This is a genomic window from Mycobacterium sp. NGS61 (assembly GCF_059812325.1).
The window spans coordinates 137,285-157,529 of the sequence record NZ_JCALCL010000009.1 but is presented as its reverse complement, the minus strand read 5'-3'; the positions used below and the strand labels follow the sequence as shown (position 1 = coordinate 157,529).

Below are 20,245 nucleotides of genomic sequence, written 5' to 3'. Positions count from 1 at the left end.
GGATGGTCCGCGGATATTTCACAGCGAGTTTCTTGAAGACCAGAAAGGCAACACCGCGGCATGGCTGAGTTCATCTACACGATGAAGAAGGTCCGCAAGGCGCACGGCGACAAGGTGATCCTCGACGACGTCACGTTGAGCTTCTATCCCGGCGCCAAGATCGGCGTCGTCGGCCCCAACGGGGCCGGAAAGTCGAGCGTCTTGCGGATCATGGCCGGGTTGGACAAGCCGAACAACGGTGACGCCTTCCTGGCCAACAACGCAACGGTGGGCATCCTGTTGCAGGAACCACCGCTCAACGAAGAGAAAACCGTTCGGGGCAATGTCGAAGAGGGCCTGGGTGAGATCAAGGTCAAGCTCGACCGCTTCAACGAAGTGGCCGAGCTGATGGCCACCGACTACACCGATGAGCTGATGGAGGAGATGGGCCGGCTGCAGGAGGACTTGGATCACGCCGACGCGTGGGACCTGGATTCTCAGTTGGAGCAGGCTATGGACGCGTTGCGCTGCCCGCCGCCGGACGAACCGGTCACCAACCTCTCCGGCGGTGAACGGCGCCGCGTCGCACTGTGCAAGCTGCTGCTATCCAAACCGGATCTGCTGCTGCTCGACGAACCGACCAACCACCTGGACGCCGAAAGCGTGCAGTGGCTCGAACAGCACCTAGCCAGCTATGCGGGGGCAATCCTGGCGGTCACCCACGACCGCTACTTCCTCGACAATGTCGCGGAATGGATTTTGGAGCTCGACCGCGGCCGCGCCTACCCCTACGAAGGCAACTATTCGACCTATTTGGAGAAGAAGGCCGAGCGGATCGCAGTGCAGGGGCGCAAAGACGCCAAGCTGCAAAAACGGCTGCAAGAGGAACTGGCCTGGGTCCGATCCGGCGCCAAAGCGCGTCAGGCCAAGAGCAAGGCCCGACTGCAGCGCTACGAGGAGATGGCTGCCGAGGCGGAGAAGACCCGCAAGCTCGACTTCGAGGAGATCCAGATCCCCGTCGGACCCCGCCTGGGCTCGGTGGTGGTCGAGGTCGACCACCTCGACAAGGGCTTCGAAGGCCGCACTTTGATCAAGGACCTGTCCTTCACGCTGCCCCGGAACGGCATCGTCGGTGTCATCGGACCCAATGGGGTCGGTAAGACGACGCTGTTCAAGACGATCGTCGGGCTCGAGGAGCCGGACAGCGGCACGGTGAAGGTCGGCGACACCGTCAAGCTGAGCTACGTCGACCAGAGCCGGGCCGGCATCGATCCCAAGAAGACGGTGTGGCAAACCGTCTCCGACGGCCTGGACTACATCGAAGTAGGCCAGACCGAGGTACCGTCGCGGGCCTACGTGTCGGCGTTCGGGTTCAAAGGTCCCGACCAGCAAAAACCCGCAGGCGTGCTGTCCGGCGGCGAACGCAACCGGCTGAACCTCGCGCTGACCCTCAAACAGGGCGGCAATCTGATCCTGCTCGACGAACCGACCAACGACCTGGACGTCGAAACGCTGAGCTCACTGGAAAATGCGCTGGTGAACTTCCCCGGCTGCGCAGTGGTGATTTCCCACGACCGCTGGTTCCTCGACCGCACCTGCACCCACATCCTGGCGTGGGAGGGCGACAACGACAACGAGGCCAAATGGTTCTGGTTCGAGGGCAACTTCGGCGCCTACGAGGAGAACAAGGTCGAACGCCTCGGTGCCGATGCGGCGCGTCCGCACAGAGTGACCCATCGCAGGCTTACACGGGACTAGTGTCAGCTCTGCCAACCCAGTTGGGTCCGTCACGAGTGGGGAGCAATCGGAATGACGATCGATCCCGGAGCCAAGGAGGACGTCGCGGCGTGGACCTCATTCACGCAGGACGCAGACATCCCTGACTGGATAGTCAAGGCCTACACCGACAGCTACCGGGGATCGCAGGAAGACGGATCTCAACCCGGGTCGGCGCCCGCGCTGGCGGTGACACCGGCACTGCTGGCTGCCCATTACCGGCTCGGTCGTCTCCGCCCGCCGGGGGAAAGCCGGGTCGCCGTCTACCCCGTGGATGACTCGGGCGGCTTCGGTCCGGCGCTGCAGGTGGTCACCGAGCACGGCAGCATGCTGATGGACTCGGTGACGGTGCTGCTGCACCGGCTAGGCGTGTTCTACACGGCGATCATGACCCCAGTGTTCGAGGTGCAGCGCAGCCCGACCGGAGAACTGCTCGGTATCCAGGCGAAGTCGCAGGACAAATCGCCCTACGTCGGCGAGGCCTGGATCCACGTGCAACTCTCGTCGTCCGTCGACCGCAAAGCTCTCGCCGAAGTGGAACGGCTGCTGCCGAAGGTGCTCGCCGATGTGCAGCGGGTCGCCACCGATGCGACGGCGATGATCGCGACGCTGAGCGAGCTGGCCACGACCGTCGACGAGGACCCCGAAGGGCACTATGCGGCGCCCGACCGCCACGAGGTCGCCGAATTGCTGCGCTGGCTGGACGACGGCAACTTCCTGCTGTTGGGCTACCAGCCGTGCCGGGTGCAGGACGGTCTGGTCATCGGCGACGGCTCCAGCGGGTTGGGCGTGTTGCGCGCCCGCAGCGGCACCCGGCCGCGCCTCACCGACGACGACAAGCTGCTCGTGCTGGCGCAGGCTTCGGTCGGCAGCTACCTGCGGTACGGCGCCTACCCGTACGCGATCGCCGTCCGCGAAAACGTCGACGACGGCGTGATCGAGCACCGCTTCGTCGGGTTGTTCACGGTGGCCGCCATGAACGCCGACGTCCTGGAGATCCCGATGATCTCGCATCGGGTCCGCGACGCGCTCACCCTGGCCGGCAGCGACCCGAGCCACCCGGGCCAGTTGCTGCTCGACGTCATCCAGACCGTTCCGCGGCCCGAGTTGTTCACCCTGAGCGCCCACCGGTTGCTCACCATGGCCAAAGCCGTCGTCGACATGGGGTCGCAACGGCGTGCCCTGCTGTTCCTGCGCGCGGACCGGCTACAGTTCTTCGTCTCGTGCCTGGTCTACGTGCCGCGCGACCGCTACACCACGCCGGTGCGGCTGCAGATTGAGGACATCCTGGTCCGCGAATTCGGCGGTACCCGACTGGAATTCACCGCCCGGGTCAGTGAATCGCCCTGGGCGCTCATGCATTTCATGGTGCGGCTGCCACAGGGTGACGCCGACGGCGGTCTCGCGCCGGTCGACGTCTCCGAAGCCAACCGCACCCGAATTCAGGCGCTGCTCAGCGAGGCCGCCCGAACCTGGTCGGACCGTCTGATCGCTGCGGCGGCCGCGCTGCCGGAGAGCGCCGTCGAATCCGCCGATGCCGAGCATTACGCCGCGGCCTTCTCTGAGGCCTACAAGCAGGCCGTCACCCCGGCCCAGGCCATCGACGACATCGCGGTCATCAACGAACTGGCCGATGACACAGTCAAGTTGGTCTTCGCCGACGGCGACGAACAGGGACTGGCCCAACTGACCTGGTTCCTGGGCGGGCGCAGCGCCTCGCTGAGTCAATTGCTGCCGATGTTGCAGAGCATGGGTGTGGTGGTGCTCGAAGAACGGCCGTTCACCGTGACCCGGCGCGACGGGCTGCCGGTGTGGATCTATCAGTTCAAGATCTCGCCGCACCCCACCATCCGGCCGGCTTCCAGTGCGGCCGAGCGCGAAGCGACCGCCCGACGGTTCGCCGACGCGGTCACCGCAATCTGGCACGGGCGCGTTGAGATCGACCGGTTCAACGAACTGGTCATGCGTGCCGGACTAACCTGGCAGCAGGTCGTACTGCTGCGCGCCTACGCCAAGTACCTGCGGCAGGCGAACTTTCCCTACAGCCAGTCCTACATCGAATCGGTCCTGAACGAACACGCTTCTACCGCAACGTCTCTGGTGGCGTTGTTCGAGGCGCTCTTCGACCCGTCGCCGGCATCGCCGTCGGGCCGGGACGCACAGACCGCGGCCGCCGCCGTCGCCGCGGACATCGACGCACTGGTGAGCCTGGACACCGACCGCATCCTGCGCGCGTTCGCCTCGCTGGTGCAGGCCACGCTGCGCACCAATTACTTTGTGACGCGCGAAGGTTCGGCGCGCAGCCGGAACGTGTTGGCGCTCAAGCTCGATGCTCAGCTGCTCGACGAACTCCCGCTGCCGCGACCGAAATACGAGATCTTCGTCTACTCGCCCCGTGTCGAAGGCGTGCATCTGCGGTTCGGCCCGGTCGCGCGCGGCGGGCTGCGCTGGTCGGACCGTCGCGACGACTTCCGCACCGAGATCCTCGGCCTGGTCAAGGCACAAGCAGTGAAAAACGCCGTCATCGTGCCGGTCGGGGCGAAAGGCGGGTTCGTGCTCAAGCGGGCACCGCTGCCCACCGGGGACGCTGCCGCCGACCGCGACGCCACCCGCGCCGAGGGTGTGGCCTGCTACCAGCTGTTCATCTCCGGGCTGCTCGACGTCACCGACAACGTGGACCAGCTGACCGGTGCGGTGAATCCGCCGGCCGAAGTGGTCCGCCGCGACGGCGACGACGCCTACCTCGTGGTGGCCGCCGACAAGGGCACCGCCACCTTCTCCGACATCGCCAACGACGTCGCCAAGTCCTACGGATTCTGGCTCGGTGACGCGTTCGCCTCGGGCGGATCGGTCGGCTACGACCACAAGGCGATGGGCATCACCGCCCGCGGCGCCTGGGAAGCCGTCAAGCGCCACTTCCGGGAAATCGGGGTAGACACCCAGACCCAGGACTTCACCGTCGTCGGGGTCGGCGACATGAGTGGCGATGTGTTCGGCAACGGCATGCTGCTGAGCAAGCACATCAGGCTGATCGCCGCCTTCGATCACCGGCACGTGTTCTTGGACCCCGACCCCGACGCCGCGACGTCGTGGGCCGAGCGCGCCAGGATGTTCGACCTGCCCCGGTCCAGCTGGGAGGACTACGACGTCTCGCTGATCAGCGAGGGCGGCGGCGTGTACAGCCGCGATCAGAAGGCGATCCCGGTCAGCGCCCAGGTGCGCGCGGCGCTCGGCATCGAGGGCGAGGTCTCCGAGATGTCGCCCCCCAATTTGATCCGGGCGATTCTGCAGGCGCCGGTCGACCTGCTGTTCAACGGCGGCATCGGCACCTACATCAAGGCCGAATCGGAATCCGACGCCGACGTCGGTGACCGCGCCAACGACCCGGTGCGCGTCAATGCCAACCAGGTGCGCGCCAAGGTGGTCGGCGAGGGTGGCAACCTCGGGGTGACGGCGTTGGGCCGCGTCGAGTTCGACCTCTCGGGTGGTCGCATCAACACCGATGCGATGGACAACTCCGCCGGCGTCGACTGCTCCGACCATGAGGTCAATATCAAGATCCTGATCGACTCGCTGGTCACCGCGGGCAAGGTCAAACCCGAGGAGCGCACCGCGCTGCTGGAATCGATGACCGACGAGGTCGCCCGCCTGGTTCTCACCGACAACGAGGACCAGAACGATCTGATGGGCACCAGCAGGGCCAACGCGGCCAGCCTGTTGCCGGTGCACGCCGACCAGATCAAGTACTTGGTAGCCGAACGCGGTGTGAACCGGGAACTGGAAGCGCTGCCGTCGGAGAAAGAGATCCTACGGCGCGCGGAGGCCCACATCGGTCTGACCTCGCCCGAACTCGCGACGTTGATGGCGCACGTCAAGCTCGCGCTCAAGGAGCAGGTGCTGAAAACCGAGCTGCCGGACCAGGATGTGTTCGCCTCGCGGCTGCCGCAGTACTTCCCGAAGCCGCTGCGGGACCGGTTCACTCCGGAAATCCGCACGCACCAACTGCGCCGCGAGATCGTGACCACGATGCTGATCAACGACCTGGTGGACACCGCGGGCATCACGTATGCGTTCCGGATCACCGAGGACGTGGGTGTCGGTCCGCTCGACGCGGTGCGCACCTACGCAGCCACCGACGCCATCTTCGGCGTGGGCCACGTGTGGCGGCGGATCCGCGCGGCCAACCTGCCCGTCGCTCTGTCCGACCGCCTCACCCTGGACACCCGGCGGCTTATCGACCGGGCCGGACGTTGGTTGCTCAACTACCGGCCGCAGCCGCTGGCCGTCGGGGCCGAGATCAACCGTTTCGCCGCCAAGGTGAAGGCGCTGACACCGCGCATGTCGGAGTGGTTGCGCGGCGACGACAAGGCCATCGTCGAGAAGGAAGCGGCGGAATTCACCGCGCTCGGCGCACCACCGGACCTGGCCTACCGGGTCGCGGTCGGCCTGTACCGCTACAGCCTGCTCGACATCATCGACATCGCCGATATCACCGAGATCGAGACCGCCGACGTCGCCGACACCTATTTCGCATTGATGGACCACCTGGGCACCGACTCACTGCTGACCGCGGTTTCCGAGCTGGAGCGCAACGATCGCTGGCACTCCTTGGCGCGCTTGGCGATTCGCGACGACATCTACGCCTCGTTGCGGTCGCTGTGTTTCGACGTGCTGGCAGTGGGGGAGCCCGGGGAGAGCGGTGAAGAGAAGATCGCCGAGTGGGAGCACATCAGCGCCTCGCGGGTGGATCGGGCGCGGCGGACGCTCGACGAGATTCAGCAGAGCGGTGCCAAGGATCTTGCGACGCTGTCGGTGGCGGCCCGTCAGATCCGGCGCATGACACGGACCAGCGGACGGGGATCGTCAGGGTGAGCATCGGATACGTCGCGCCGGTACCGGTGCGGTGGTCGGACATCGACATGTACCAGCATGTCAACCACGCCACCATGGTCACGATTCTCGAAGAGTCGCGGGTGCCGTTCCTGCGTGAGCCGTTCGGCGCCGACATCACCACCATCGGTCTGCTGATCGCTGACGTGCGGGTTACCTACAAAGATCAATTGCGGCTGGTGGATTCGCCGCTGCAGGTCACCATCTGGACCAAGCGGCTGCGCGCGGTGGACTTCACCCTGGGCTACGAGGTTCGTTCGGTCAATGCCGACCCGGAATCCAAACCCGCCGTGATCGCCGAGTCGCAACTCGCCGCAGTGCACATCGAGGAGCAGCGCCTGGTGCGCCTGACACCTCACCATCGGGAGTATCTGCAGCGGTGGCTCAGGGACTAGAAGGCGTGCGCGAGCGGGGGCTGTGGCTTGACCCGGACGGGTTGGCCGCCCACCGCGCGGATCTGGCCACCTTCGTCGATCATGCACTGCGCCTGGACGACGCCGCGGTCATCCGCATCCGTGCCCGCTCGCCGGGACTGCTGACGGCTTGGGTGGCAACGGGTTTCGATGTGCTGGCCAGCCGGGTGGTAGCCGGCAGGGTACGTCCCGACGACATGTCTGTCGGCGCTGACGCGCTGGCGCGCGGTCTGGCCAATGTGGACGCCACGGGCTTCGTGGACCCCGGCTTCGCGATGGACTCCGCCTGGCGCGGGGGGTTACCGCCGGAGTCAGGCTTCACCCACCTCGAGGACATACCGGCGCGCGTCGTGGTGGACCTGGCGCGCGACGGTGCCCAACTGGCCCGGGAGCAGGGTAGTGCCCACGGCCCCCCGGTGTCGCTGCTCGACCAGGAAGTCATCGAAGTCAGCTCCGGCGATGTCGTCGTCGGACTGCCGATGCGCAGCGTATTCGCTTTGACTGCGATGGGTTTCGTGGCCCAGTCGGCCGAAACGATCGACGCCGGCGAGATGATCCGGGTCCGGGTGTCGCCGTCGTGGCTGCGGATCGACGCGCGGTTCGGTTCGGTCTACCGGCGGCGCGCCCATGCCGCGCTGATGCTGAACTGACCGGGCGCATCAATCAGGCCGATTTTATCGGCCTGCCTACTCACGTGCGGTAGACCATCCACAGCGGCAGCACGGAGTTGAGGTAGTCCATGAACTTCTTCAGCCCCACTCGATATTGACCGTAGCCGTAAGGGTCCTCGGCGTATTCCGGGAACGCGATGCCCAGCCCGAAGAGTCCGGGCGCGATGATCCCGTTCTGAGGGTTGTAGTCCAACGGGCCCCACTGCGGGGTCTCGGGTAGCGTCCTGCGCTGGAATCCCACGGTGTAGACGACGCGGTCACATTCGGCGAGTTTCCCGTCGAACTCGGCGCTGGAAACCCAGCACCGCTCCAACCGGTCGGGGTACCGGCCGTCGATGTTCTCGCGGGCCCACTCCGCTGCCCGGCCCTTGAGGCCGGTGTCGTCGAAGAGAATCCAATCATCAAGATAAACCGCGTATTTGAGTGGACCGCGGTAGAAGTTGATTACTTTTGCCACCGGCCGGCGCAGCAGATGCGGCAACACGATCATCGACGAGTGCGACGAACCGAACACGGCGACGGTCACGCCGTCCAACGTCACCTGCGCGAGTTTCTCCGGATCGAGCGCGACGTCCACCGGAATCTCCTCGAGCTGCGGATAATTCAGCGTCTTCGGGACGGCACCCACCGCGAGAATCACGTTGTCGGAGACGATTTCGGCGTCCTCGGTGTCGACTCGCCAGCGCCGGTTCGCCAACCACAGCGCCTTGGCCGTGGACTGAAAACTCGTCACCCGGTCGCGCAGCTGCCCGGTGATCCACAGCAACGGATCTGCCACCAGCGCAAGGGCGCAGGTCTCTGCCGGGTCGACCTCTCGCAGCGGACACGGCGGCGCTTCGGAAAACCGGAACGCCGACGAGCCGTTCAGATACTCCAGGAACGTCCCGGCGATGGTGTTGCTCGAGACGGAACGCCATTTGCCGCCCAGATCACCCGCCGCAAAGGCGGGATCGATCCAGGCGATCTGCTCCGGCCCGATGCCCTGATCGAGTAGTCGTCCCACCGCGGCGATTCCGGCGGGGCCGGCTCCGATCACTGTCCACGCGTAGGGCGCCATGCATCAGATATAGAGCAGCGGGCACCGAATCGCGAAACGGCTAACCAAGCACCCAGGCCGTGCTGTCCGGTGGCAACCGCCCTTCGGTCAGCGGGGCGCTGGTGAGAATGACGTCCCCCGGGGGCAGCGCGATCGGGAGTTCGCCGGCATTCAGCGCGCACACCAACCCGCCGGGACGCGCGAACACCACCGCGTCCTTGGGAGCAGGCCGCCACCAGACCTCTGCGCCGTCGAATTCACCATGCTCCCTACGCAATCGGAGCGCTTGCCGGAAGAACATCAACGTCGACCCGGCATCGGCGAGCTGCTTTTCCACGGTCAGCCCCGCCCAGTCCGCCGGCATCGGCAACCAGGTGTCGGGATTGGTGGAGAACCCGAACGGGGGGACCTCGCCCGACCAGGGCAGCGGCACCCGGCAGCGGTCACGGCCACGCTCGGTGTGCCCGGAACGTTCCCAGGTCGGGTCCTGCAGCACCTCGTCGGGCAGGTCCACGTCGGGCAGCCCGAGCTCTTCGCCGTTGTAGAGGAACACCGCGCCGGGCAGCGCGAGCATCACCATCGCCATGGCCTTGGCGCGGCGCAGTCCGACTTCGCCGTCGCCGTACCGGCTGACCTCGCGGCCGACGTCATGGTTGGACAGCGTCCAGGTCGGGGTGGCGTTTTCCAATGCGGCGGCGTCCAGCGAGTTCTGTATCGCATCGCGGATCTCGGTGCTGTCGAAGCCGGTACGGGTGAGCCGGAAGTTGAAGCCGAGGTGTAGTTCGTCGGGGCGCAGGTACTGCGCCCACTGGGCGTTGTCGTGCACCCACACCTCGCCGACGGTGACCGCCCCCGGATAGTCGTCGATGACCTTGCGGATGTCGCGGTGGATGGCGTGCACGTTGGGCCGGTTGAACCGCGGGTCGTCGTCGGTGTGACGCAGCACCTCGGTCACGTCGGGTGAGTCCGGCAGCCCCGCGGGCTTGGCCATCCCGTGCGCCACGTCGATGCGGAACCCGTCGACACCGCGCTCCAGCCAGAACCGCAACGTTTTCTCGAAGTCGTCGGAGATCTCCGGGTTATCCCAGTTCAGGTCCGGCTGTTCGGTGTCGAACAGGTGCAGATACCACTGGCCGGGAGTGCCGTCCGGCTCGATCACCCGCGTCCAGGCCGGTCCGCCGAACACCGATTCCCAGTTGTTGGGCGGCAGCAGCCCGTCAGGTCCGCGACCGTCGCGGAAAAAGTAGCGGTCACGTGCCTCGGTGCCGGGACCGGCAACCAGCGCGGCCTGGAACCACGGATGCTGGGAGCTGCTGTGGTTGGGCACCACGTCCATAGTGACTTTGATGCCACGGGCGTGCGCGGCGGCGATCAATCGCTCGAAGGCGGCCATCCCGCCGAACAGCGGGTCGATGTCGCGGGGATCGGCGACGTCGTAGCCGTGGTCGGCCATCGGCGAGACGGTGACCGGGTTGATCCAAATCGCTTGCACGCCAAGTTGTTCCAGATGTTCCAGCCGGTCGGTCAGACCGTCGAGGTCGCCGACGCCGTCGCCATCGCTGTCGGCGAACGAGCGGGGATACACCTGGTAGAAGACCGCGGAGCGCCACCAGTCCTGTTGAGCGGTCATCAGAACGCGGAGTTGACCAACGAGTGGGCGGCCATCTCCAGGTACTGCAGCAACTGGCGCCGGTGCTCGTCGTCCAGGGTCTGCGAATCGATGGACGCGACCGCGGTGTGCATGCACCGCAACCAGGCGTCGCGCTCTATCGGCGTGATGCGGAACGGCATGTGCCGCATCCGCAACCGGGGATGTCCGCGTCGGTCGGAGTAGGTGCGTGGGCCGCCCCAATACTGCTCGAGGAACATGCGCAGGCGCTCCTCGGCGCCGGTCAGGTCCTCCTCGGGATACAACGGCCGCAGGATCTCGTCGTCGGCGACCTGTTCGTAGAAGCGCGCCACGATCGCGTCGAACGTCTCCGCCCCGCCGACGGCGTCGTAAAAAGACTCGGTTGCTTGTTCCATCGCCCTCCATTGTGGGCCCACCGCCACAGGGCGGCGCAGCCACCGCCCCGGTGTTCACCGGATCGACACGACGTAGCCGGAACAAATGTCGTGCGATCGGCAGCAAATCATGGTGGACTGTCGGCGGAGGATTTATGGCGCAGCGCAACAAACGTCGTGGCCACCGAGGTGTCGGCAGCACGGCAAATGGAACCGGGCCAGCCACCGCGTCATGTCTGCACAGCGTCGATTCACCGTCTCATCCGCCCACGCGGGTGGAGAGCGCATCGGTCTGGAATCGCCGTCGGGTGCTGCTGCTGAACTCCACCTACGAGCCCCTCACCGCCCTGCCGTTGCGCCGCGCCATCGTGATGGTGATGTGCGGCAAGGCCGACGTGGTGCACGCCGACCCGGCCGGCCCGGTCATTCACTCCGCTACCAGGGCGATCGCGGTGCCATCGGTGATCCAGCTGCGCTCCTACGTCCGGGTGCCGTACCGCGCCCGGGTTCCGATGACGCGCGCGGCGCTGATGCATCGAGACCGGTTCTGCTGTGCATACTGCGGGGCGAAGGCGGACACCATCGACCACGTAGTGCCCCGCAGTCGCGGCGGTGACCACTCCTGGGAGAACTGCGTCGCTTGCTGCGCCACCTGCAATCACCGCAAGGGCGACAAGTTACTCACCGAACTCGGCTGGTCGTTGCGGCGGGCGCCGCTGCCGCCGACGGGACAGCACTGGCGGCTGTTGTCCACAGTCAAGGAGCTGGACCCGCACTGGGCGCGGTACCTGGGTGAGGGCGCGGCCTGATTTCCCGGCCGCCAGGTGTGCCGTATCCGACTCGGGTGGGATAGCGTTTGCCTCGTGAACGCTATGGAGTTGCACCTGATGTTTCTCGGGATCCCGCTGGTGCTGGCGGGCCTGCTGCTGTTGGTGTACATGACCCGCAAGGGACCGCACCCGGCAACCTATGACATGTCGGAGAAGTGGACCCACGCCCCGATCCTGTGGGCGGCCACCGACGAGGCTGTCGGCGGCGGCCACGGCGGACACGGGTCGGAGTTCTCGGTAGGAGGTGGCGCAAGTGGCACATGGTGAAGTTGCGACGATAGACCCGGCCGATCTGCCGAGAGGCTGGGTGGTCACCAGCAGCGGACGTCTGTCCGGAGTCACCCAGCCCGGTGAGCTCTCCGTGCACTACCCGTTCCCGATCAGCGATTTGGTCGCCGTGGACGATGCGCTGAAATACGCGTCGCGGGCGTCCAAGGCGCGGTTCGCCATCTATCTCGGTGACTTGGGCAGCGACACTGCCGCCCGCGCGCGCGAAATTCTGGCCAAGGTGCCGACGCCCAACAACGCGGTGCTGCTCGCCGTGTCCCCGGACCAGAGCGCCATCGAAGTGGTTTACGGGTCGGCGGTGCGTGGTCGGGGCGCGGAGTCCGCTGCGCCGCTCGGGGTCGCCGCTGCGTCGTCGGCCTTCGAACAGGGGCATCTGATCGACGGACTGGTCAGCGCAATCCGCGTGCTCAGCGCCGGGATTTCGCCGGCCTAGGGCCCGATGCCCTAGTCGCCGCCGCTGTCGAAGTTGCGCGCGCGCAGTGACCGCTGCACCGCGGCCTGCCCTTCCAGCACCAGCCTGCGCAGCGCCGGTGGCACCTGCGGGTCGGACAGGAACTCGTCGGCGGCGGCGATCGCCTCCTCGCTGATGTCCTGGTGGGGGTACAGGCCGATCACCACCGACTGCGCGACCTCGCTGGATCGCCGGGCCCAGACGCCGGCGATGACCGCGAAATAGCGCTCGGTGAACGGCTTGAGCAGCTCACTCTGTCCCGGCGCACTGATGCCCGCGATCATGGCGCGGCTGACGGCATTGGCCAGGGTGTCGTCCTCGACCACCGCGGTGAACGCCTGTTCCTTGACGGCAAGTTGCGGGCGCGCGGCCGATGCCTGCGCACCGTGCCGTTTGCCGGCCGCAGTCGGGTCGTTGCGCACCTCGGCGTCGATCCGCGGGGTCTCGGGCCCGTCGGCGTCGATCACGCCCGCGGTGGCCAGTGCGACCACCACCCGCCAGCGCAGGTCGGTGTCGACGTCCAGACCTGCCAGCCCCTGCTCGGCGGGATCGCCGTCGAGCAGGCCGGTCAGCACTTCCACATGCCGCGGCGACAACACCGAGGACAGCAGGGCGTTGACGAAGGCGAGCTGATGGTCGGAGCCGGGCTCGGCGCCGCGTGCCAACTCCAGCAACCGGTCGGCGAGCTGCGGCCAGCCGTGCTCGCGCGCCCAGCCCGGCTCGGCGTAGGACCCCACCGCGGTCTGGGCCTGCAACAGCAGCCGCTGCAACACGGTGACCTCGGTCTCGGCCTGGATGCCGCCGGACACCAGCGCCACGAAATCGCGCGCGCGTAGTTCGGCGTCGCGGGTCATCTCCCACGCTGCCGACCACGCCAGCGACCGGGGGAGCGGTTCGGCGATGTCGGCGATGCGGTCGAGTGCGGTCTGCAGCGACTCCGGGTCGAGCCGCAGCGAGCAGTAGGTGAGGTCGTCGTCGTTGACCAGGATCAACTTTCCTCGCGAAACACCAACCAGCGCAGGGACTTCCGTCGTCGAACCCTCGACGTCGATCTCCTCCCGATGCACGCGCACCAATTTCCCGGAACCGTCGTCGTCGTAGATCCCGATGGCCAGTCGGTGCACCCGGGTTTCGCCCGCGCCGGGTGCCGCGCCGCTCTGCGCGACTGCGAACCGGGTGAACGTGCCCTCGTCATCGACGTCGAAATCGGCCCGCAGGGTGTTCAATCCGGTGGTCTTCAACCACTGCTGTCCCCAGTCGGACAGGTCACGTCCCGATGCCTTCTCCAACGCGGCGACGAGATCGCTGAAGGTGGCATTGCCGAAGGCGTAGGTCTGGAAGTAGTCGCGCAGGCCGGCCAGGAAGCCCTCCAAGCCCACATAGGCGACCAGTTGCTTGAGCACCGAAGCGCCCTTGGCGTAGGTGATGCCGTCGAAGTTCACTTCGACCGCGTGCAGGTCCGGAATGTCGGCGGCGATCGGGTGCGTCGAGGGCAGCTGGTCCTGCCGGTACGCCCACGACTTCTCCACCGTTGCGAAGGTCGTCCACGCCTGGGTGTATTCGGTGGACTCCGCCTGGCACAACACCGAGGCGAAGGTGGCGAAGGATTCGTTGAGCCACAGATCATCCCACCAGGTCATGGTGACCAGATCGCCGAACCACATGTGCGCCATCTCGTGCAGCACCGTCTCCGCGCGTCGTTCATAGGATGCGCGGGTGACCTTGCTGCGGAAGACGTAATCCTCCAGGAATGTCACCGCGCCGGCGTTTTCCATTGCGCCGGCGTTGAATTCGGGCACGAACAACTGGTCGTACTTGCCGAACGCGTAGGGTAGGCCAAAGTTGTTGTGGTAGAACCCGAATCCTTGTTTGGTCTCGGTGAACAACCGCTCGGCGTCCATGTAGGGCGCCAGCGACGCCCGACAGTAGATGCCCAACGGGATGTCACCATGCTCGTCGGTGTAGTTGTCGTTCCACACGGCGTACGGCCCGGCGACCAGAGCAACCAGGTAGGTGCTCATCCGCGGCGTCGTAGCGAAGGTGTGCACGCCGTTCTCGACCGACACTGTTGCAGCGTTGGAGACCACCTTCCAGTGCTCGGGTGCGGTCACCTGGATGTCGAAGGTGGCTTTGAGGTCCGGTTGGTCGAAGCAGGCGAACATGCGTTTGGCGTCGGCGGTTTCGAACTGCGAGTAGAGATACGTCTCGTCGTCGACGGGGTCGACGAAGCGGTGCAGTCCCTCGCCGGTGTTGGAATAACGGCAGTCGGCGTCGACCACCACGACGTTGCGGTCGGCCAGGCCTTGCAGCGGGATCCCGGTCGATTCGTCGTAGCCGGAGACGTCGATGTCCCGGCCGTTGAGGGTGGCGCTGTGGAGCTTGTCGGCGGCGATGTCGATGACTGTGTCGGCGCCGGCGAGCGCGTCGAACGCCACGGTGGTGTGGGAGCGGAACGTGCGGGAGCCGGGAGCCCCCGCCCCGTCGGTGACGTCGAGGTTGATCCGGTAGCTGTGCACGGTGACCAGGGCGGCGCGTTCGACCGCCTGGTCGCGGGTGAGGTTGGGTAGGGCCACGCGTTCCAACATATCGGCTGACATCGCGGGGTTCGCGGCGGCGGGAACAGTCCGCCCGCGGTTGCGGTTGTGTCTGAGCGGACCCACTACCGAGGAGAGGACCGCAGCAATGCCTGAAAAGTCGAAAGCCGATTTCTGGTTCGATCCGCTGTGTCCGTGGTGCTGGATCACCTCACGCTGGATCCTCGAGGTGGAGAAGGTCCGCGATATCGAGGTGCAGTTCCACGTCATGAGCCTTGCGGTGCTCAACGAAGACCGGGAAGGTCTGCCCGACGACTACCGGAAGAAGATGTCAAAGGCCTGGGGGCCGGTGCGGGTGGCGATCGCCGCCGAGCAGGCGCACGGCGCGAAGGTGCTGGAACCGCTCTACACCGCGATGGGCACCCGAATTCACAACGAGGGCAACACAGATCTCGACGAAGTCGTCAAACTAGCCTTGGTCGATGCCGGCCTGCCCGCCGAGTTGGCGCAGGCGGCCTCCGACGACGCCTACGACGAAGCGTTGCGCAAGAGCCATCACGCCGGCATGGACCCGGTGGGACTCGACGTCGGTACTCCGACGATCCACGTCAACGGGAGCGCGTTCTTCGGGCCGGTGATGTCGAAGATCCCGCGCGGCGAGGAGGCCGGCAAGCTCTGGGACGCATCGGTGACGTTTGCGGCCTACCCCCACTTCTTCGAGCTCAAGCGAAGTCGTACCGAGGCTCCCGAATTCGACTGACCTCCCACCGAGTGCACACTCGGCGGGCGGCGGTGCCGGTTCGCTGCTGCCGGCGCCGGGACGTCGGGCACAATGTCCGGCATGCGCGTCTACTTGGGATCCGACCACGCCGGATTCGAGCTCAAGCAGCAAATCATCGAGCACCTGAAGAAGACCGGCCACGAGCCGATCGACTGCGGCGCGTTCAGCTATGACGCCGAGGACGACTACCCCGGATTCTGCATAGCTGCGGCGGCACGCACGGTTGCCGACCCGGAAAGCCTCGGCATCGTGCTGGGTGGGTCGGGCAACGGCGAACAGATCGCCGCCAACAAAGTGCCCGGCGCGCGCTGCGCCCTGGCGTGGAGTGTGGAGACCGCAACGCTGGCCCGCGAGCACAACAACGCGCAGTTGATCGGTATCGGTGGGCGCATGCACACCGTCGACGAGGCCCTGGCCATCGTCGACGCCTTCCTGTCCGCGCCGTGGTCGAAAGCTGAACGCCACCAACGCCGTATCGACATTCTCGCCGCCTACGAACGCACACACGAAGCGCCTCCGGTGCCCGGCGCCGGAGAGTGAGCAGTGCCCGAAGGGCATACCCTGCACCGGCTGGCCCGGTTGCACCAACGCCGGTTCGCCGGTGCGCCGGTGGCGGTGTCGAGCCCGCAGGGCCGGTTCGACGACGCCGCCGCAGTGGTCAACGGTCGGGTGTTGCGCCGTGCCAGCGCCTGGGGTAAGCACCTGTTCCACCATTACGCCGGTGGCCCGGTGGTGCACGTGCACCTCGGGCTCTACGGCGCCTTCACCGAATGGCAACGACCCGAGGACGGCACCGTTCCAGAACCGGTCGGACAGGTGCGGATGCGCATGGTCGGGGCGCAGTACGGCACCGATCTGCGCGGCCCGACGGTGTGTGAGTTACTCGACGAGAGCCAGGTCGACGAAGTAGTCGCCCGGCTGGGTCCCGACCCGTTGCGCGCCGACGCCGACCCGGCCCGGCCCTGGGCGCGAATCAGTAAGTCTCGCAGGCCAATCGGTGCGCTTCTGATGGACCAGACCGTCATCGCCGGGGTGGGCAACGTCTACCGCAACGAGTTGCTGTTCCGGCACAACATCGACCCGCACCGACCGGGCGTGGACATCTCCGAGCCCGAGTTCAGCACCGCATGGACCGATCTGGTGGCGCTGATGAAGGTCGGGTTGCGTCGCGGCAAGATCGTTGTGGTCCGCCCGGAACACGATCACGGCGCGCCCTCGTACGGACGCGGCCGGCCGCGCACCTATGTATACCGGCGAGCCGGCGACCCGTGCCGGGTGTGTGGGGAAACGGTGCGCACTGAAGTGCTGGAGGGCCGAAATCTGTTCTGGTGCCCGAATTGCCAGACCTGACTCATCACCTGCAGCGACCTTAGGCCTCGAGCCTGTAGTGGTGGCGCCGAGACTGAACTCAGCGCGTTTCCGCGGCGAATGTGGCGTCCTGAATACCGTCTCGACGCGGTGGCCCTGCTCAGCTCGGGATGACCCCGAGCGCCCGATAGACCTCGTTGCTCAGGGCGACACTGCGCGGGTCGGCGTTGGCCTTGCTGGCATCGAAGCGATTCGACACGTAGCCGTAGCCGATCCGGTGTTCCAGGTCGACGAACGCGAACGAACCACCCAACCCGCCGTGGCCGAACATCTTCGGGTTGGGCCCGTTGATGCAGCGCTGGTTGAGCATGTAGCCCAGACCCCAGCCGTGGTCGGCGACGCGGGGACCCAGCACCAGGTCGGGTTCGAATCCGCCCTGGCATTCCCGGACCAGGTCCATGTGTTCGCGGCTGAGCAGCTTCTCCTGGGCCAGCGCGTTGTAGAAGGTGGCCATCCCCAACGCGGACACCTGGCCGTTGGTGCCGGGGAACTCGAGCTGCCGCCACAGCTGCAGGTTCTCGGTGTCCAGGTCGTCATCGGCGAGGAAGCCCATCGAGATCGCCATGCCGGCCTTGGGGTGCTCGGCGAGGCTGGTCGGGTAGCCGGGGGCGTGCAGTTCGGCCAGCAGTTGGCGGCCGGTGGGTTTGTTCACCCGGTCGGCGCAGCGCAGCTGCTCGCTCGGCGACAGACCGATGTGGATCTCGGCGCCGATCGGTTCGGCGATTTCGGTCCGCAGATACTGGCCGACCGTACGGCCGGTGACGCGACGAAACACCTCACCGACGATGAAGCCGTAGGTCGTCATGTGGTAGCCCTGCGCGGTGCCCGGCCGCCACCACGGTTCGGCGACGGCGAGTTGCTCGCAGACGAAGTCCCAATCGAGCAACTGCTCGGTGGTCAACCGGGTACGCGGCCCGATCACCCCGGATCGGTGGCTCAGCACCATCGCCAGCGTGATGTCTTGCTTGCCGGCCTGCCCGAACTCGGGCCAGTAGCGGGCCACCGGCGCCTGCAGGTCCAATTCACCCCGGTCGGCGAGTTGGTGGACGCAGGTGGACGTCAGACCCTTGGTGCCGGAGAGCACCGTGGTGAGGGTGTCCTCCTGCCACGGACGGGTGCCGGCGGCGTCGGCGGAACCGCCCCACAGATTGACGACCAGGTCGCCGTCGACCCAGACCGCGACCGCGGCGCCTACTTCGTGGCGCAGCACGAAATTGCGCTCGAATGCCTCGCGGACGCCCTGGAATTTCGGCACGCACGAGCCTTGAATGCTCACGTTGCTGACGCTTTCGACGTCGCTCATGGCGCCTTTCCGTTGAGCAAAATATACGCCCAGAGCGGGCGACGGGAATCGAACCCGCGTAGCTAGTTTGGAAGACTAGGGCTCTACCATTGAGCTACGCCCGCATGTATTAGTCGAGCGAGACGATACGTGGTGGCGGAGATCAAATCTAATCGACGCTGTCACGTGACCGCTCCGTGAGGTCTGAGGTCGCTGCGTGGCCGGTGTGACCGGGCCGTAGGATTTCGTGGTCACCGCGGGGTGTAGCGCAGCTTGGTAGCGCATCCGCTTTGGGAGCGGAAGGCCGCAGGTTCAAATCCTGTCACCCCGACCACGTCCACAAGCGCACTGCCGCGCGCCGAAACGAACACATCGAGGAGCACGCCCGTGAAGAGCACCGTCAAGCAGTTGAGCCCCACCCGGGTTCGCATCAATGTGGAGGTGCCGTTCACCGAGCTCGAGCCAGATTTCCAGCGGGCCTATAAGGAGCTGGCCAAGCAGGTCCGGCTGCCGGGCTTCCGCCCCGGCAAGGCTCCGGCGCGGTTGCTCGAGGCGCGCTTCGGACGCGAGGCGCTGCTCGACCAGGTCATCGAGGAGGCCGTGCCCAGCCGCTACGGCCAGGCGCTCACCGAATCCGATGTGCAACCCATCGGCCGCCCCAACATCCAGGTGACCCATAAGGAGTACGGCGAGGAACTGCAGTTCTTCGCCGAGGTCGACGTCCGTCCCAAGCTGGAGATCCCCGACCTGGATGCGCTCACGGTCTCCGTCGACCCCATCGAGGTGACCGACGAGGAGGTCGAGGCCGAACTCGACTCGCTGCGCGCCCGGTTCGGCACCCTGACCGGCGTGGACCGGACGGTATTGATGGAGGACTTCGTTTCAATCGACCTGTCGGCGACCGTCGACGGTGAGGACGTGCCGGGCGCCGCGGCCGAGGGACTGTCCCACGAGGTGGGCTCGGGTCGACTCATCGCCGGGCTGGACAACGCGGTGATCGGCCTGGGTGTCGACGAGTCCAAGACGTTCACCGCCAAGCTGGCGACCGGGGAGCATGCCGGTCAGGACGCCGAGGTCACCGTCACCGTGCGGTCGATCAAGGAACGCGAACTGCCCGAGCCCGACGACGAGTTCGCCCAGTTGGCCAGCGAGTTCGACACGATCGAGGAGCTGCGCGAGAGCCTCCGCGAGCAGGTGCGCAACACCAAGCGGGCGCAGCAGGCCGACCAGATCCGCGAAGCCGCCCTGGACGCGCTGCTCGAGCACGTCGACGTGCCGGTGCCGGATGCGGTGGTGCGATCCCAGATCGACGAGACCGTGCACGCCGCGATGAGCGGCCTGAACCAGGACGAGGCCAAGTTCGCCGAGGTGCTCGAGCAGCAGGGCTCCTCACGTGCGGAGTTCGACGCCGAAGCCCGTGCCGCCGCCGAGAAGAACGTGAAGCGTCAGCTGCTGCTCGACGCCATCGCCGACGAACTCGACGTCCAGGTCGGTCAGGAGGACCTGACCGAACGGCTGGTGCTGACCTCGCGCCAATACGGCATTGAGCCACAGCAGTTGTTCGCCTACCTGCAGGAGAACAACCAGTTGGCCGCCATGTTCGCCGACGTGCGGCGCGGTCTGGCGATCGGCGCGGTGATCGAGAAGGCGACGGTCACCGATAACGCCGGCAATGCCATCGACACCAGTGACTTCTTCGGCAAGCGGCACGCGGGCCACGACCATGACCATGACCATGACCATGACGATCACGACCATGATCACGACCATGAGCCAGGGAGTGTCGACCAGGTCGAGCCGGCGGAGTCCGACGAAGACGCCGACGAAAAAACATCGGCAGCGGACGACGCCGAGAAGAGCGACGAATCCACCACATGACGCTGTGAGCGAACGCGCCCGTTTCAGGTAGTCATGGGGCGGGTCGGGTTCGTTAGTGTCGGTG

The 20,245-nt window shown here is 66.4% G+C and carries 16 protein-coding genes and 2 tRNA genes; 12 read left to right on the top strand and 6 right to left on the bottom strand.

What is annotated here, in order from left to right:
- Nucleotides 1-60: 60 nt before the first annotated feature.
- Genes ettA through AC5Y3Z_RS18705 form a run of 4 tightly spaced genes read left to right on the top strand, consistent with a single transcriptional unit; the run spans nucleotide 61 to nucleotide 7,708 of the window.
- Nucleotides 61-1,737, top strand: a complete 1,677-nt coding sequence (gene ettA, locus AC5Y3Z_RS18720) for an energy-dependent translational throttle protein EttA (protein WP_463824880.1) — start codon at nucleotides 61-63, stop codon at nucleotides 1,735-1,737.
- Between the two features lie 51 nt (nucleotides 1,738-1,788).
- A complete protein-coding gene (locus AC5Y3Z_RS18715; RefSeq protein ID WP_463824879.1) occupies nucleotides 1,789-6,627 on the top strand; it encodes an NAD-glutamate dehydrogenase in 4,839 nt (1,612 codons plus the stop codon).
- Complete coding sequence (locus tag AC5Y3Z_RS18710) at nucleotides 6,624-7,040, top strand: acyl-CoA thioesterase (RefSeq protein ID WP_463824878.1); 417 nt, start codon at nucleotides 6,624-6,626, stop codon at nucleotides 7,038-7,040. The genes AC5Y3Z_RS18715 and AC5Y3Z_RS18710 overlap by 4 nt, the downstream gene beginning before the upstream one ends.
- 5 nt (nucleotides 7,041-7,045) lie before the next feature.
- Nucleotides 7,046-7,708 (top strand): DUF8010 domain-containing protein, encoded by a 663-nt coding sequence (locus tag AC5Y3Z_RS18705; RefSeq protein WP_463824949.1) that lies wholly within the window; start codon nucleotides 7,046-7,048, stop codon nucleotides 7,706-7,708.
- A 40-nt stretch (nucleotides 7,709-7,748) separates the two neighbouring features.
- Here the strand turns inward: AC5Y3Z_RS18705 and AC5Y3Z_RS18700 are convergent, their stop codons facing one another.
- From AC5Y3Z_RS18700 to AC5Y3Z_RS18690, 3 genes are all read right to left on the bottom strand, one after another.
- The gene (locus tag AC5Y3Z_RS18700) at nucleotides 7,749-8,765 is read right to left on the bottom strand and encodes an FAD/NAD(P)-binding protein (protein WP_463824948.1); all 1,017 of its coding nucleotides are present in this window, start codon (nucleotides 8,763-8,765) and stop codon (nucleotides 7,749-7,751) included.
- A 61-nt stretch (nucleotides 8,766-8,826) separates the two neighbouring features.
- Nucleotides 8,827-10,395 (bottom strand): glycoside hydrolase family 13 protein, encoded by a 1,569-nt coding sequence (locus AC5Y3Z_RS18695; RefSeq protein ID WP_463824877.1) that lies wholly within the window; start codon nucleotides 10,393-10,395, stop codon nucleotides 8,827-8,829.
- Nucleotides 10,395-10,790, bottom strand: coding sequence for a globin (locus tag AC5Y3Z_RS18690; RefSeq protein ID WP_463824876.1), 396 nt, complete (start codon nucleotides 10,788-10,790; stop codon nucleotides 10,395-10,397). The genes AC5Y3Z_RS18695 and AC5Y3Z_RS18690 overlap by 1 nt, the downstream gene beginning before the upstream one ends.
- A gap of 134 nt (nucleotides 10,791-10,924) precedes the next feature.
- Here AC5Y3Z_RS18690 and AC5Y3Z_RS18685 point away from each other — a divergent pair, with 134 nt between their 5' ends.
- The 3 genes from AC5Y3Z_RS18685 to AC5Y3Z_RS18675 all read left to right on the top strand — a co-directional run bounded on the left by AC5Y3Z_RS18685 (nucleotide 10,925) and on the right by AC5Y3Z_RS18675 (nucleotide 12,320).
- A complete protein-coding gene (locus tag AC5Y3Z_RS18685) occupies nucleotides 10,925-11,578 on the top strand; it encodes an HNH endonuclease (RefSeq protein ID WP_463824875.1) in 654 nt (217 codons plus the stop codon).
- A 63-nt stretch (nucleotides 11,579-11,641) separates the two neighbouring features.
- On the top strand, nucleotides 11,642-11,866 hold the full coding sequence (gene ctaJ / locus AC5Y3Z_RS18680; protein WP_463824947.1) for an aa3-type cytochrome oxidase subunit CtaJ: 225 nt from the start codon (nucleotides 11,642-11,644) through the stop codon (nucleotides 11,864-11,866).
- Entirely contained in the window at nucleotides 11,853-12,320 is a 468-nt protein-coding gene (locus tag AC5Y3Z_RS18675) for a DUF5130 domain-containing protein (protein ID WP_463824874.1), read from the top strand. Before ctaJ ends, AC5Y3Z_RS18675 begins: the two co-directional genes overlap by 14 nt.
- 11 nt (nucleotides 12,321-12,331) lie before the next feature.
- On the opposite strand, the gene pepN is transcribed toward AC5Y3Z_RS18675, so the two are convergent.
- Nucleotides 12,332-14,911 (bottom strand): aminopeptidase N, encoded by a 2,580-nt coding sequence (pepN, locus tag AC5Y3Z_RS18670; protein WP_463824873.1) that lies wholly within the window; start codon nucleotides 14,909-14,911, stop codon nucleotides 12,332-12,334.
- A 109-nt stretch (nucleotides 14,912-15,020) separates the two neighbouring features.
- On the opposite strand from pepN, the gene AC5Y3Z_RS18665 reads away from it, so the two are divergent.
- The 3 genes from AC5Y3Z_RS18665 to AC5Y3Z_RS18655 all read left to right on the top strand — a co-directional run bounded on the left by AC5Y3Z_RS18665 (nucleotide 15,021) and on the right by AC5Y3Z_RS18655 (nucleotide 17,003).
- On the top strand, nucleotides 15,021-15,632 hold the full coding sequence (locus AC5Y3Z_RS18665; protein WP_463824872.1) for a mycothiol-dependent nitroreductase Rv2466c family protein: 612 nt from the start codon (nucleotides 15,021-15,023) through the stop codon (nucleotides 15,630-15,632).
- 81 nt (nucleotides 15,633-15,713) lie between these two features.
- Entirely contained in the window at nucleotides 15,714-16,193 is a 480-nt protein-coding gene (locus AC5Y3Z_RS18660; RefSeq protein WP_463824871.1) for a ribose-5-phosphate isomerase, read from the top strand.
- Between the two features lie 3 nt (nucleotides 16,194-16,196).
- Nucleotides 16,197-17,003: an Fpg/Nei family DNA glycosylase gene (locus AC5Y3Z_RS18655; protein ID WP_463824870.1), complete on the top strand. Its 807-nt coding sequence runs from the start codon at nucleotides 16,197-16,199 to the stop codon at nucleotides 17,001-17,003.
- A gap of 118 nt (nucleotides 17,004-17,121) precedes the next feature.
- On the opposite strand, the gene AC5Y3Z_RS18650 is transcribed toward AC5Y3Z_RS18655, so the two are convergent.
- Together AC5Y3Z_RS18650 and AC5Y3Z_RS18645 are read right to left on the bottom strand one after the other, a co-directional pair.
- On the bottom strand, nucleotides 17,122-18,324 hold the full coding sequence (locus tag AC5Y3Z_RS18650) for a serine hydrolase domain-containing protein (RefSeq protein ID WP_463824869.1): 1,203 nt from the start codon (nucleotides 18,322-18,324) through the stop codon (nucleotides 17,122-17,124).
- Nucleotides 18,325-18,357: 33 nt separating this feature from the next.
- Nucleotides 18,358-18,428, bottom strand: a tRNA-Gly gene (locus AC5Y3Z_RS18645).
- A 132-nt stretch (nucleotides 18,429-18,560) separates the two neighbouring features.
- On the opposite strand from AC5Y3Z_RS18645, the gene AC5Y3Z_RS18640 reads away from it, so the two are divergent.
- A tRNA-Pro gene (locus tag AC5Y3Z_RS18640) sits at nucleotides 18,561-18,637 on the top strand.
- A gap of 53 nt (nucleotides 18,638-18,690) precedes the next feature.
- The gene (tig, locus tag AC5Y3Z_RS18635) at nucleotides 18,691-20,181 is read left to right on the top strand and encodes a trigger factor (protein WP_463824868.1); all 1,491 of its coding nucleotides are present in this window, start codon (nucleotides 18,691-18,693) and stop codon (nucleotides 20,179-20,181) included.
- The last annotated feature ends 64 nt before the right edge of the window (nucleotides 20,182-20,245 follow it).